The organism is Acinetobacter colistiniresistens (assembly GCF_024582815.1).
Lineage (GTDB): Bacteria > Pseudomonadota > Gammaproteobacteria > Pseudomonadales > Moraxellaceae > Acinetobacter.
Window position 1 is genome coordinate 2,922,546 of record NZ_CP102099.1, and the last position, 13,408, is coordinate 2,935,953.

The window sequence follows — 13,408 nt, forward strand, 5'->3', positions numbered from 1 at the left end:
TTATTTCCTTTCGCTTTCATTGTTCTTAAAAGTTTGTTCGCAGTCATGCTAATAACTTTTAGATGGGATGTCATGTCCCGTTTACATCAAATCACTAGACTGATTCGGTCAATAATTTTGTTTGCATCACCGATCTTCAGTTCACAGTTGTTTATTGATTAAACAGCTTGTTGGTTTTTTTATGCTATACAGCGCAGTTTTATGTCATATTGATTTTATTCTTTGTGACAACCTTCACTACGGCCATGAACACCAAACGTAATATTTATAAAACCGCAGAACATCCATTTGCTCAGTATGTGCGTATTTTAGGTAAGGGCAAAACAGGGTCTCGTTCGCTCAGTTACGAAGAAGCTTATCAAGCTTTTACGATGATTTTAAAAGATGAAGTACTGGATGTGCAGTTAGGTGCATTCTTGATGCTGTTGCGTGTTAAAGAAGAGTCTGTGGATGAGCTGGCAGGTTTTGTTCAAGCCACCCGTGACCAACTCAGTTTTCAGCCACTTGATGTTGACCTTGACTGGTCTTCTTATGCAGGCAAGCGTAAGCACTATCCATGGTTCTTATTGGCAGCACTGACTTTAGCACATCATGGTTACAAAATTGTGATGCATGGTGCATCTGGTCATACCATTAACCGTGTCTATACCGAACAAGTACTACAATACTTAGGCTATTCAATTTGCCAAAATGAACAAGAGGTTCGTGAGCAGCTGGAACAACACCATTTTGCCTACTTGCCACTTGAGGTCATCTCACCAATTTTAAGTGAATTGATTTCACTACGAAATGTCATGGGATTACGCTCACCAATTCATACACTGGCACGCCTGATCAACCCCTTTAATGCCAAAGCAACCTTACAGGCAATTTTTCACCCTGCTTATCGTAGTTCACACCAGCAAACTGCGTTTCGTTTGGGTTATCAAAACAGTGCAGTGATTAAAGGTGAAGGTGGCGAGTTTGAGCGTAATCCTGATGCCAAAACCTTAATTTGTGGGATTAAAAATGGTGAGTTATACGAACTCGAACTGCCTAAATTGACCCCTGACCGTAGCCCAATTGAAGAAGAGCTTGATTTAGCTGTGTTTAGAGCCGTTTGGCTGGGTGAGCAAACACATGAATATGGAGAAATGGCAGTCATTGAAACTATGGGAATCGCACTATATACCATGGGTGTGGTCAATAGTTATGATGAGGCAATGGAGAAAGCTCAAGCCCTTTGGCAGAGCCGTTTCTAATATCAAATAGACCAAGGCTATCAAACGGCCTTGGTCTTATGGTTCAACATAATAAAAATCTGGCCAAAACGGATATTCATGAGCGGAAGAATGAATATTTCTTAAGCTCAATTGATCACCGATTTTGATTGTAATCTTATTCGAATCATAAGGACCAGACAGATACGCATCTCTTTGTTGACCAATAAGTGTCTTACAATAGGCATGATGCGCTTTGATCTTTTGGGAGTTCCGCATGGTTTGAGCGTCCATGACCTCAATCCCAATCAACAACATAGGATAACCATCATTTTTTATTGCTGTATATTCAGTTTGAGGTGAAGTGTATTTCTGGCTGGCAATCACCTTCACCTTGAGTAAACATTCAATCGGCTGTTTAGCCAAGGCAGTGCCACTCAGTAAACTAAGCAATAAGAACGTGCAGACAAGTTTTATAAGTTTCATCCCATTCATTATTATCTTTTGATAAAGATAAAAAAAGCCCAGTGTTGACTGAGCTCTTTAAGTTTAAACAAAACGAATCGGCTTAAATTCAGGTTCGTTATGATGATGATCATCATCACATTCCTCACCGTCTTTTTTTGTACCGCGGTCGATATAACCACTGCGCTGTTCTTTAGGCAAATGTTCCATTTCCCATGCATACACAGCTTGCATACAAATTTCACGCTGCTCTTTAGTTAATGCAATCCCATTAGGCCATTTACCAATTTCAACAGCAGTTTTCAGGCGCTCAACAATTTCAGGATTTAAAATAGCGAGCATTTGTTCAATATTCATGAGTCATCCTGTTGAAAAGATTCAAAATCTTGATTCCACCCCAATTTGGTACGACACGCCATATAAAAGTCATAACCCGGTGGATGTAATAAGCTTAGTTTAAACGGATGTTTGCGGATATGCACCGTATCACCGACATTTAATGCAACACTATGTTGACCATCAGCACTGACCATCGGCAAAACACGGTTTTCACGGATCGTGATCTTAATTTCACTTTGCCCACCAACCACAATCGGACGTGATGACAAGGTATGCGGATGCATCGGAACCAGTGCAATTGCATCCATACTCGGATGCAAAATCGGCCCGCCTCCAGAAAGTGCATAAGCAGTTGAACCTGTTGGCGTTGACACAATCAAACCATCGCTATGCTGACGATAGACATATTGTCCGTCAATATTCAGTTCAAAATCGATCATATGAACCGATCTGCCCGAATGTAGCACTACATCATTCAGTGCAATGGCATCATAAATTGTTTCACCATTGGTTCGAACTTCCATTTCTAATAAGAAACGGCGATCCAGCTGAAACTGACCTTGTAAAACCTGATCGAGTTTAAAAATCGCTTCAGCAGGTTTGATGTCTGTTAAAAAACCCAGTCGACCACGGTTAATCCCGATCACAGGGGTATTATGCCGAACCAACGCACGTGCAGCATGTAGCAACGAACCATCACCACCGACTACAATCACTAAATCTACAACTTCGCCCAGTAAATTTCGACTTACGGTCTGCCCATGGCTATAGGGAACCAGTTTCGCTGTTTCCTGATCAAAAACGGGGTTTAAACCTAAATTGATCAAATGATCATGAATTAAACATAACGTTTCTACTACAGAATATTTATCTGGTCGTCCAATTAGACCAATATTTCGAAAGGATTTATGTGAAATTTGCACGAATAATTCAGCTCCGTCGCGATTACTGACTATCATATCACTAACAACCAATGTTGCGTTGATGATTGATTAAAAAGTATAAAAATGTCTATCCGTTGTTTTTTTATACGATTAATGTCAACGCATCCTTAAAGTTTTTATTGCATGTAGCTATTTATTCACAGTTTTATGATTGCAAAATGACAATAAGCTATCGCATCATTACCGACATTGTTTTGGTTTTAACGCAAATCTATGAAGTTTGAACGTGGTATTGGTTTTCTAGCACTCATTTTTTCAATGTTAGTGATAGGTGTCTTTGTTGCTTTTAGTATCTATCTGATCAGCTTAGATAATATTATTCGTGACAAGTTTGAAGGTCAGCGTTGGGACATCCCTGCCAAGGTGTTTGCTCGCCCATTAGAAATCTATTCTAATGCCCAGATTACTCAAGAGAATTTTACTCAAGAGTTAAAATTATTGGGTTATAAAAACACAGCGAATTACGATAAGTCAGGCAGCTATGTAGTACAAGGCAATAAAATGTTTGTGCATACTCGTGGCTTTGACTATGGTGACAGTACTGAGCCTGAACAGGTACTTGAACTTGCCTTTACCGATGGTCAGGTGAGTGAGATTCGCTCAACCAAACCCTCAAATACAGGCATTGCACGTTTAGAACCTTTATTAATTGGCGGTATTTATCCTCAACATAATGAAGACCGTGTGCTCATTAAGCTGAATAAAGTACCCAAAACCTTAATTGAAGCGTTAATTTCAACCGAAGACCGTAACTTCTATCACCACCACGGTATTTCAATCCGCGGCACAGCCCGTGCCTTGGTGAGTAATGCGACAGGTGGCCGCCGCCAAGGTGGTTCAACCTTAACGCAACAGTTGGTCAAGAATTTCTATCTCTCTCCAGAGAAAACACTGAAACGTAAAGTCAATGAAGCACTAATGTCTCTATTGATTGAATTACATTACAGTAAAGATGAAATTCTGGAAGCTTACTTGAATGAAGTGAACCTTGGTCAAAATGGTAGTTACTCGATCAATGGTTATGGTTTAGCATCACAGTTTTACTTTGGCCTGCCTTTGCGTGAGCTAAACGTCTCACAGCAAGCCTTTTTGGTTGGCCTCGTCCAAGGTCCATCCTTATACAATCCTTGGCGCAACCCTGAGTCAGCCAAGAAACGACGAGATGTTGTGTTAAACAACATGATGGTGATGGGTTACTTAACCGAAGCTGAATATCAGGATGAAATTGCCCGCCCATTAAATGTGGTGAGTAAACCGACTTTGGGCCCTGCAAAGTTCCCAGATTTCCTTGATATCGTGCGTCGTCAACTCCGTACGGAATATCAAGAAAGCGACATTACCAATCAAGGCCTAAGAATTTTTACGACGCTGGATCCAATTGCGCAGACCCAAGTTCAAAATGCCTTTAAGAATACCGTTGATCGTTTAGCCAAAGCCAATCCCGGCCGTTTGAAAAACTTGCAAGGTGCTGTACTGGTTGCACATCCAGAAAACGGTGAATTAGTTGCAGCAGTAGGTTCAACCCAAGACTTTACAGGCTTTAACCGTGCACTCGATGCCAAACGTCAAGTCGGCTCATTATTAAAACCAATTATTTATTTAAATGCGATTGAGTCTGGTCGTTATACCTGGGCAAGCCCAATCGAAGATAGTGCAGTGAATATTCCAATTGATGGGGATAAGAGCTGGACACCGAAAAACTATAGTGGCGGCGAGCATGGTGTAGTACCGATGCAACAAGCATTGGCCAACTCTTATAACCTCTCTACTGTGCGTTTGGCCAATGAGTTTGGCTTGTCTGCATTTACCAATAAATTAAGACAATTTGGCGTCAGTTCTGATATTCCGGCCTACCCTTCTATTTACCTCGGTGCAGTGAACATGTCACCAATGGAAGTATTAAGCATTTACGGAAATTTTGCGACAGGTGGCTTTAAATACCCTCCACGCTCGATTCGTACAGTCGTCGACGCAAAAGGACATCTACTCGATCGTTATGGCCTAAATGTGCAGCAGACCATAGATCCTGCTGCAGCTTATATTATCAACTACGGTTTACAGCAAGTGATGCGCTCTGGTACAGGCCGCTCTGCTTATAATAGTCTGCCAGAATCGCTTAATCTGGCGGGTAAATCAGGAACCACCAATGACACGCGTGACTCTTGGTTTGCGGGTTATTCCGGAAACCATGTGGCGGTTGTCTGGTTAGGTCTAGACGACAATAAAGTAACAGGCTTAACAGGTTCCTCAGGTGCATTACCAGTCTGGATCAATGTGATGCGCCAGTTACGTCAGGAACCTGTCAATCTGCGTCAAACCGACAATGTGCAATGGCAATGGATTGATAGTGCAACAGGCGACTTATCTGCTCAAGGCTGTGATGGCGCCATGTATATTCCATTACTGCGTCAAACCGTACCGCGTCGTGCAACCCTGTGTGGCCAGTCTCATTATGAGGTAGAACCCACCTATATTCCTCAGAATAATGAAACCCCTGTGGAGGATCATCAGGACGGGATCAGTAATTACATTCGTGAAAGTGAAAACCAAATGGATACAGATTTATCCAATCGCCAGCCAAGCCGTGTGATCTCTAGCGGCAGCTATAGCGGTGACAACTAAGTCAAAAGGATGATGGCATATGATGAAGCATACAACGGTGATGATCGGTGTGTTACTACTTGCAGGCTGTACCGCTGCACCTGAAAAAACACCCACCAAAACAGCACCTACGCAGCCACCAAAGAAAGTAACCCAACCTTCTTCTGGTGTAAAAATTACGCCTTATGATCAAAAAGAGATTAAACGCCAAAGTGTTCCTGTCGTTGTACCGCAACAAAAAGTTCAGCAAACGTTTAATGATGGCAGTCAACTGCCTGCATTTAAAACTTTAATGCAAAAAACACAGGTGGCATATAAGCAGCAGCAACTTGCAGAAGCTGAACGTTATGCTTTACAAGCGCAGCGCATTGCACCACAAGCGACTGAGACTTATCTGTATTTGGCATTAATCGCAGATCAGCGCAAGGAATATGCCAATGCCGAGGCACTGGCACGTCGTGGCTTAAGCTATGCGCAAAGCAATGCCATGAAGAAACAGCTCTGGCTGATCATTCTAAAAGCCAGTGAAGCACGAGGTCATAAGATTCAAGCCCAAGAGGCCAACAAAGCCATTCAAGCACTTTAATTTAAAGTTTGAACTGACGAATCCCTGCAAGCCCATAAGCATGATGTTTTTGGGCTTGTTCTAAATCTGCAGGAGCAACCCCTCCTAAGGCAAATACAGGAATATCACAGCCTTGTGCCAATTCAGCAAAACCCTCCCAGCCTAAGCCCTGTGCTTCAGGATGTGTTGTTGTCGCATTTACAGGACTGAGAAACACCGCATCACAGCCAATCTGATGGGCATGCTGCAAGGCCACAGCATCATGACATGCCGCAATCAAACGTTTCCCTACCACCAATTCAGCTTTGTTCAACTGCATCAACTGGGATTGTTTGAGGTGAATAGTTTGAATTTTTGCTTGCAGATCACTGCTCAATTGCTGCCAAAGTGCGTAATTCACAATCAAGCGTGAATATTGTTCATCAGTTAAAATCTGCAATTGTGAATCAATCTGAGCTTGATCCTCTAAAGCAGTCCGCCAATAGAGCAAGGTGTTGTGTTGTGACATCTGATTGAGCTGATCACTGATTTGAATCAGATGTGGCCAGCTTAAACGTTTTAAAATTGCGGCATTGGCTTTGGGAAAATTTAAATTTACCAACTCATCACGGCGATACCATGCCCAAGGCTGATGGATGAGATTAAGTAACCCATCAGGTACATAGGCATGGAATAAATGTAAATTGACAATGATGTCATCATATTCGTGACAAATCCGATCAAATACATGCCAGTCTTTTAGTCCAATCCCTACTTCTTCAAAAATTTCACGGCGGCAGGCCTGTTCAGGCGTCTCCCCCAATTCAACTTTTCCGCCTGGAAATTCATGTTTATTGCCTTGATGTTGATTGGCTTGTCTCCAGCCCACCAATACTTTGCTTTTATGTAATAGAATTGCGATCGCAACATCAACCGTAGCTTTGGCCATAACAGACTAAAATCTCTCATCTTTTCGGCTTTATTTTAAGGGCTTTAAGGCACTATTCCCATGTCAAAAAACAAAATTAATAGAGGATTTTGTAAATTGTTAAAATTTCCGTTGACAGGCCTATTCGATAATGATTATCATTTAAATCATTAAAAAACACACCACGGAGCATAACAAATGAACGCACCATTTAGCCTTTTCACTCGTAGTACTGATGCAGCTCAATCTTTACCAATGTTGCATTCAAATAACCTTTTTGCCCTAGGCCGAGAAATTCGGATTATGCATGCTGGTGAGGAGTACCGCTTACGTTTAACCCGCAACAATCGCCTGATTTTAACAAAGTAATATAATAATAATCGGACAAAAATAACAAACGTGGGAATAGCAGTATGTCAGCGCATACTGCTTTTTTAATCGCATAGCCCATTTAAATTTGCCTGATTACGTCAACATGATGGTGGCTTTAAAATCCACGTATTCAGCAAATGCATTCATGAGATCTGTCACTTTAATCTTAAAAATAAAACACATGCAAAAAATCAGATGATAACCATGTTGAGTTCTGGAATAACCTAGTGGTTTAAACTTGATCGACAGCAACCTCAAGGTGCTTGACCAGTTTATAGTTAATATCCATTTCACTAGTCAATATCATGGCCTTTTATTTTTAAAGACATATCCTCTTTCATGGTCAGCTTTTTTTGAGCCGTGATGATTTAAACAGACCTCATACTGCTGTCATCAATTCGCGATATCCATTAAAGCAAATGAAATGAGCTGAATCTGAAAATTAGAGCCAGTCTGCACAAATTATCAGCTCAACGGCACCACACGCAGAACTTCTTCAAGCGTGGTTACACCCTCTAGTACTTTACGCGCACCAGCTATACGTAAAGGTTCGATGCCTTCTTTTTTGGCCTGTGCCTTTAAATCATTCAATGTACCATGCGCACTAATCAATGACTTGAGTTCTAAGCTGACTGGCATAAACTCATAAATCCCAACACGGCCTTTATAACCCGTATGGCGACATGCTTCACACCCTACTGCGTTATACATGGTCGTCGGCATATCCATCATATAGTCAAAGGTTAAATGTTCCCATTGTTGTTCATTCATCGGCCCTGCTTGCTTACAGCTTGGGCACAGTCTTCGAACTAAACGCTGAGCCAAAACCCCTAAAATAGTAGCTGCGGTGAGGAACGGCTGGATACCGAGATCATGTAAACGCGTCAAACTAGAAGGAGCATCATTGGTATGTAAAGTGGAAAGTACCAGATGGCCAGTTAATGCCGCTTGAATCGCCATATTTGCGGTATCATGGTCGCGAATCTCACCCACCATGATAATATCAGGGTCTTGACGCATTAATGCGCGCACACCATCAGCAAAACCTAATTCAATATTGGGATTAACCTGCATTTGGTTAAAGCTGGGCTCTAACATTTCAATCGGATCTTCGATGGTACAGACATTGACCTGCTCGGTTGCCAATTGTTTTAAAGACGAATATAGCGTGGTGGTTTTACCCGAGCCCGTTGGTCCGGTTACCAAGATAATGCCATGACTATGCTGAGTCAGTTGCTGCCAACTCTGCAATAAATGCCCTTCAAAACCCAACTGCTGGAAACTACGCACTAATACTTCTGGATCAAAGATACGCATCACCAGTTTTTCGCCAAAGGCCGTTGGCAACGTTGAAAGACGTAATTCAGTCTCTTGTCCTTTTGGTGTTCGCGTTTTTAGGCGTCCATCCTGTGGTTTCCGCTTTTCTGCAACATTCATTCGACCCAAGATTTTAATCCGGGAAATCACTGCAGTAAGCGTATTGGCAGGCATGTTATAGATGGTATGCAACACTCCATCAATACGGAAACGCACCTTACCTTTATCTTTACGCGGCTCTAAGTGAATATCACTGGCGCCTTGCTCAAAGGCAAATTGCAGCACCCAATCTACCAGTTTGACAATATGTTGGTCATTAGCATCGGGGTTCTGGGTATCGCCTAACTGCAGTAAGGCCTCAACACCTTTATTTTCCCGATCATAAAGACTGGCATTTTGCGATGAACTCACTGCCCGACTGACTTGATAATATTCAATAAGATAACGTTGTAGTTGTTCTGGGTTGAGCAGAACTTTCTCAATTTTCTTGGGTGCTAGGCTACGTTCTAGATTATTGAGCCACTCTGTCGTAAAAGGCTGATCCGTTCCAATTAGAATGCGGTCAGGCTGTACTTCAACTGCTAAAATATGGTTTCGTACCGCAAACTCTTGTGACATCACACTGGTTAAAGCCGCCACATCTGCTTTTAACGGATCAATCACAAATAAAGGAATATCGGCTTTTTCAGCCAACCATTGACATAAACGATTCAACGCTAAGGTAGAACCTACATTGAGTTGATCCTTTAAATTGAAATTGGCTATCCACTGTAAGGGATGCCATTTCAACTGATCTTTTTGACGATGTGTGGTTTGGATGAGTAACTTATCCCGTTCAGTAATCCGACCGTCTTTCAGTAGTTGCTCCAAGCACCACGTCACATCAACCGTAAATGAAAAATTTGCAAATTTTGCCTGAGCTTGCATTACCGTCATTTCCCCAAATTTTTAACATATTTATATTTTTAAAGTTTTTAACTTTGCTCTACACTGACTACCGTGACATGCCTATCATCAACTGTAAAACGAATATTCAGTTCTGAAAAACACATACCATAGACCCGTTCAGCATCATCTTGATAAGCCGGCCGTGGATCTAAAGATAACACTTGTTCCAGCTCATCGAATATCTTTTTATCTAAAATCCTCTGCCCCAGTAACTGCTGTTGTTGCGACTGTGCAGTTTCTGTCCAGAGTACTTTTTTTCGAATGGGTTCTTGTTGCGCATAACCACTTATCGAGTTCTCAATGGCATCAGAATATTGGATATACGGTTTGATGTCGAAAATCGGTGTGCCATGTAGTAAATCACTCCCCATCACATAGACGCGCACAGCTTTCCCCTGCTTTTCAACCCGTAAAAAACGCACCACCGACAAACCGATTGGAGATGGACGATACATACTCCGTGTGGCAAAAACTCCAATTTTCTGATTGCCGCCTAGCCGTGGCGGGCGTACCTGCGGACGAAATTTAGACATTTGATTCAAAGCGTTATCTTGATTTTTATTTTCATGAAACTGCCACAGCAGCCACAAATGGCTAAAATCTTCGATTCCCTCAAAGGCTAAAATATCGTTATAGGGTTCCGCCATCTCTATATAGGACTCGACTTGCACGAGATTTGGTTGTCGTGGAATACCAAATTTCTCACGATAAGGAGAATGCATATGACCGATGATCGGCATGACTACAGAATTACTCATCACTTTTTCTTATAAACACAATTAAATATATTCAGTTTATCGAGAATGATTTTAGATTAGAATAGCCATCTGTTTCTTTTAACTGTGATCGAGACCTTTAATGGCTGCTTTTAACGTTGAACGCATTACTCATGTTCACCACTGGAATGACACACTTTTCAGTTTTAAAACTACACGCGATACCAGCTTACGTTTTAAAAATGGTCAGTTTGTGATGATCGGTCTTGAAGTAAATGGTAAGCCTTTGATGCGTGCTTATTCGATCGCGAGTGCGAATTATGAAGAGGAACTCGAATTCTTCTCAATTAAAGTACAAGACGGTCCATTAACTTCTATCTTACAAAAAGTACAAGTGGGCGACGAAATTCTTATTTCTAAAAAGCCGACAGGCACTTTAGTTCATGATGACCTATTACCAGGCAAAAACTTATACCTTTTATCTTCTGGTACTGGACTTGCTCCATTCCTTGCACTGCTTCGTGATCCAGAAACTTACGAAAAATTTGAAAAAGTAATTATGGTTCACGGTACACGTTATGTATCAGAACTTGCATATCAGGATTTAATCCTAAATGAACTCCCGAACCACGAGTTCTTCGAAGAATTAGGTATCAAAGACAAACTGATTTACTATCCAACAGTGACACGTGAACCATTCCATACTCAAGGTCGTGTAACCACTGCAATTGAGTCTGGTGAACTATTTGAAAAAATTGGTTTACCACGTTTCAACCGTGAAACTGACCGTGCCATGCTTTGTGGTAGCCCTGCCTTCCTGAAAGATGTTGCAGCGTTACTTGATCAACATGGTCTGGTTGAATCACCGCGCATGGGCGTGATGGGTGATTATGTAATCGAACGTGCATTTGTTGAAAAATAATTTTCAGCCATAAAAAAACCGAGGTTTCAGCCTCGGTTTTTTTATTATAGCAAGCTTAAAATCAAACTATATCTTATTAATTTGGTTAAAATCGCTATTTAATAAAACTAAACTTAATAAATAATTAAGCAGCTTCCAAATGAATTAAACGCTCAATATAATACCAGCACTCTTCAATTTTAGCGCGATCCTTGTTCACTTTCGCATATGCAGTCATACCATCAAGTATATTGATATACATCGCGGTTAATACATGTGGTTGAAACACCTTCGCCTTTTCAAATAAATCTTCGATCAGCGCCATTAACCACTCACGATATTCAACAATCGGCCCAATAATTGAAGGATACTGTTGTAGTATTTCTAAAGAGGCTTTCTGAAACATACAACCATGAAAATCATCTGTATTAAACCAAGCCAAATGCCAAAAATAAACGGCTTTGATTTTCCCCAAATAATCACCTTCTGCTATTAAACTGATTTCGTGTTCAATGGCGACTTGAATACTTTTATTCCTACGAGAAAGGCATTCTTCAATCAAATTTTCCTTAGAAGGAAAATATTTGTAGAAAGTCATTTTGGCAACGCCAGACTCACTGATAATTCGGTCCACACCTACAGAGCTGTAGTTATGACGGTTAAAAAGATCTAGAGCCGTTACAATGATATCTTCTTTTTTTGACATTTTATTATCCTTTTAGAATTCTATCAAAAAACTTAATGCATTATTTAGACATAGTTTAAGTGCTGGAAATTCTGGCCACTCACTATGTGTGTTTATGTTATTGTAAGAGCATTATAGAAAAGTCATATTTTCTTTATTGTCCCTCTTATAGGGTATGTAAAAATCAGTCTATAAACAAGATCATTTGTAAAAAACCTTTCTATTTTTAAAATATTTTTTTAAACGTGAAGCAATTCACTCTTTATTTACAGTTAAGTTAATTAACCCGAATCGCGGATAAGAAATTGACTTGAAAAATAAGAGGACTAGAGCCATCAGTTGAGTTACCACACCAAACTCACAACTCTAGTCCTGATGTTCAATAGTACCGAATTATTCTGCGTAATTGATGATTTTTTTCTTAAATTTGAATCAACTTATTGGGAGTTTCTCAAACAAAACTGTGGTTCCTTAAGAATCAGAACTGCTCAACTCAAAATTTCAGAAATCTGCTTTATTGCCATTTGGTACAAATGCTCTCATTTCAATAATTTCAAAGCCTTTTTCACCTGGTTAAAAGAAGATAAAAGCCATTTATTTAAGTACTTGCCTTGCTATCAAAGGATGATTCATCTGATCAATATGCACCAATTGGCCCTACACGCTTTACATGTGGCGCTGATGAAAGACCAAACTACACAATATTTATGGATTGATTCAACAACTCTGCCAGTTTGTAAAAATCAACGGATTCAGCGTCATAAATCATTAGTCCAAATTGCATCACGTGGTAGAAGCTCAATGGGCTGGTTTTATGGCTGTAAATTACATATTGCGATGAATCAATTTGGTGAAATTGCCTGTTCTGCTTTATCGAATGGACATGTTGCTGACATAAAAATGGTTGAGCAATTGGTTGCTGGTATAGAAGCAAAACTTTACGGGGATCGAGGTTACATCAGCCAAGAATTAAAAATCAGATTGAAAGATCAAGGTATTGATTTAATTACTTATCATCGAAAGAATATGCAGGCTATTCAACTCTGTGCATCAGATGAATATCACCTAAGACAACGCAATAAGATAGAAACATTATTCAGTTTATTGAAGGGGCAATACAATTTAGTGACGAGTAAAGCACGTAGTATTCATGGATTTCTTGGAGGAATTTATGCCTCGCTATGCGCATATCAATTAACCCATCAAAATAAGCCAACAATTCAAATTAAGGAATCATCGGCTTAAGCAGGATCCGGGTTAATTAATAAACTTTCTTACTATTTTTTAGCCCACTTAATAAATTGATTTCACAAAAAAATCATTTTATATTTAAATCATCCAATAAAAAGATGTTTGGTTGAACCAATAGTTATATTCATAAGCAACCAAAAAAATCTAACTAAATAATTGGAAAAGCAATAATATTATTAATTCATCGAGTACAAGACC

Annotated in this window: 13 protein-coding genes; 6 read left to right on the forward strand and 7 right to left on the reverse strand. The window is 40.3% G+C overall.

All coding sequences use genetic code 11. The features are described 5' to 3' along the window. Positions 1 to 245 precede the first annotated feature (245 nt). Complete coding sequence (locus NQU59_RS14075) at positions 246 to 1,241, forward strand: glycosyl transferase family protein (protein ID WP_257066299.1); 996 nt, start codon at positions 246 to 248, stop codon at positions 1,239 to 1,241. A 36-nt stretch (positions 1,242 to 1,277) separates the two neighbouring features. Here the strand turns inward: NQU59_RS14075 and NQU59_RS14080 are convergent, their stop codons facing one another. From NQU59_RS14080 to NQU59_RS14090, 3 genes are all read right to left on the reverse strand, one after another. Next, a complete protein-coding gene (locus NQU59_RS14080; RefSeq protein ID WP_373462939.1) occupies positions 1,278 to 1,685 on the reverse strand; it encodes a hypothetical protein in 408 nt (135 codons plus the stop codon). A gap of 63 nt (positions 1,686 to 1,748) precedes the next feature. After that, the gene (locus NQU59_RS14085; RefSeq protein ID WP_005241929.1) at positions 1,749 to 2,021 is read right to left on the reverse strand and encodes a YeaC family protein; all 273 of its coding nucleotides are present in this window, start codon (positions 2,019 to 2,021) and stop codon (positions 1,749 to 1,751) included. Further along, positions 2,018 to 2,926, reverse strand: coding sequence for an NAD(+) kinase (locus NQU59_RS14090; protein WP_010589837.1), 909 nt, complete (start codon positions 2,924 to 2,926; stop codon positions 2,018 to 2,020). Before NQU59_RS14090 ends, NQU59_RS14085 begins: the two co-directional genes overlap by 4 nt. 234 nt (positions 2,927 to 3,160) lie before the next feature. Between NQU59_RS14090 and mrcB the strand changes: the two genes are divergently transcribed. Beyond that, positions 3,161 to 5,569 carry a penicillin-binding protein 1B gene (gene mrcB, locus NQU59_RS14095; protein ID WP_257063855.1) on the forward strand — a complete coding sequence of 803 codons (2,409 nt, stop codon included), beginning with the start codon at positions 3,161 to 3,163 and terminating at the stop codon, positions 5,567 to 5,569. A 19-nt stretch (positions 5,570 to 5,588) separates the two neighbouring features. Continuing rightward, positions 5,589 to 6,134, forward strand: coding sequence for a hypothetical protein (locus NQU59_RS14100; protein WP_005241932.1), 546 nt, complete (start codon positions 5,589 to 5,591; stop codon positions 6,132 to 6,134). A gap of 1 nt (position 6,135) precedes the next feature. Here the strand turns inward: NQU59_RS14100 and NQU59_RS14105 are convergent, their stop codons facing one another. Further along, positions 6,136 to 7,041 (reverse strand): thiamine phosphate synthase, encoded by a 906-nt coding sequence (locus tag NQU59_RS14105; RefSeq protein ID WP_257063856.1) that lies wholly within the window; start codon positions 7,039 to 7,041, stop codon positions 6,136 to 6,138. A gap of 177 nt (positions 7,042 to 7,218) precedes the next feature. Here NQU59_RS14105 and hemP point away from each other — a divergent pair, with 177 nt between their 5' ends. Next, positions 7,219 to 7,389: a hemin uptake protein HemP gene (gene hemP, locus NQU59_RS14110; protein WP_004653932.1), complete on the forward strand. Its 171-nt coding sequence runs from the start codon at positions 7,219 to 7,221 to the stop codon at positions 7,387 to 7,389. 468 nt (positions 7,390 to 7,857) lie between these two features. Here the strand turns inward: hemP and NQU59_RS14115 are convergent, their stop codons facing one another. Together NQU59_RS14115 and tsaA are read right to left on the reverse strand one after the other, a co-directional pair. Next, complete coding sequence (locus NQU59_RS14115) at positions 7,858 to 9,636, reverse strand: GspE/PulE family protein (protein ID WP_257063857.1); 1,779 nt, start codon at positions 9,634 to 9,636, stop codon at positions 7,858 to 7,860. Between the two features lie 47 nt (positions 9,637 to 9,683). Continuing rightward, positions 9,684 to 10,397, reverse strand: a complete 714-nt coding sequence (tsaA, locus tag NQU59_RS14120) for a tRNA (N6-threonylcarbamoyladenosine(37)-N6)-methyltransferase TrmO (RefSeq protein ID WP_257066302.1) — start codon at positions 10,395 to 10,397, stop codon at positions 9,684 to 9,686. 118 nt (positions 10,398 to 10,515) lie between these two features. Between tsaA and NQU59_RS14125 the strand changes: the two genes are divergently transcribed. Next, entirely contained in the window at positions 10,516 to 11,295 is a 780-nt protein-coding gene (locus NQU59_RS14125) for a ferredoxin--NADP reductase (RefSeq protein ID WP_005241937.1), read from the forward strand. Positions 11,296 to 11,419: 124 nt separating this feature from the next. Here NQU59_RS14125 and NQU59_RS14130 read toward each other — a convergent pair whose 3' ends face one another. Continuing rightward, complete coding sequence (locus NQU59_RS14130; RefSeq protein ID WP_005241938.1) at positions 11,420 to 11,980, reverse strand: TetR/AcrR family transcriptional regulator; 561 nt, start codon at positions 11,978 to 11,980, stop codon at positions 11,420 to 11,422. 354 nt (positions 11,981 to 12,334) lie between these two features. On the opposite strand from NQU59_RS14130, the gene NQU59_RS14135 reads away from it, so the two are divergent. Beyond that, positions 12,335 to 13,204: an IS982 family transposase gene (locus tag NQU59_RS14135; RefSeq protein ID WP_161419859.1), complete on the forward strand. Its 870-nt coding sequence runs from the start codon at positions 12,335 to 12,337 to the stop codon at positions 13,202 to 13,204. Positions 13,205 to 13,408: the final 204 nt, after the last annotated feature.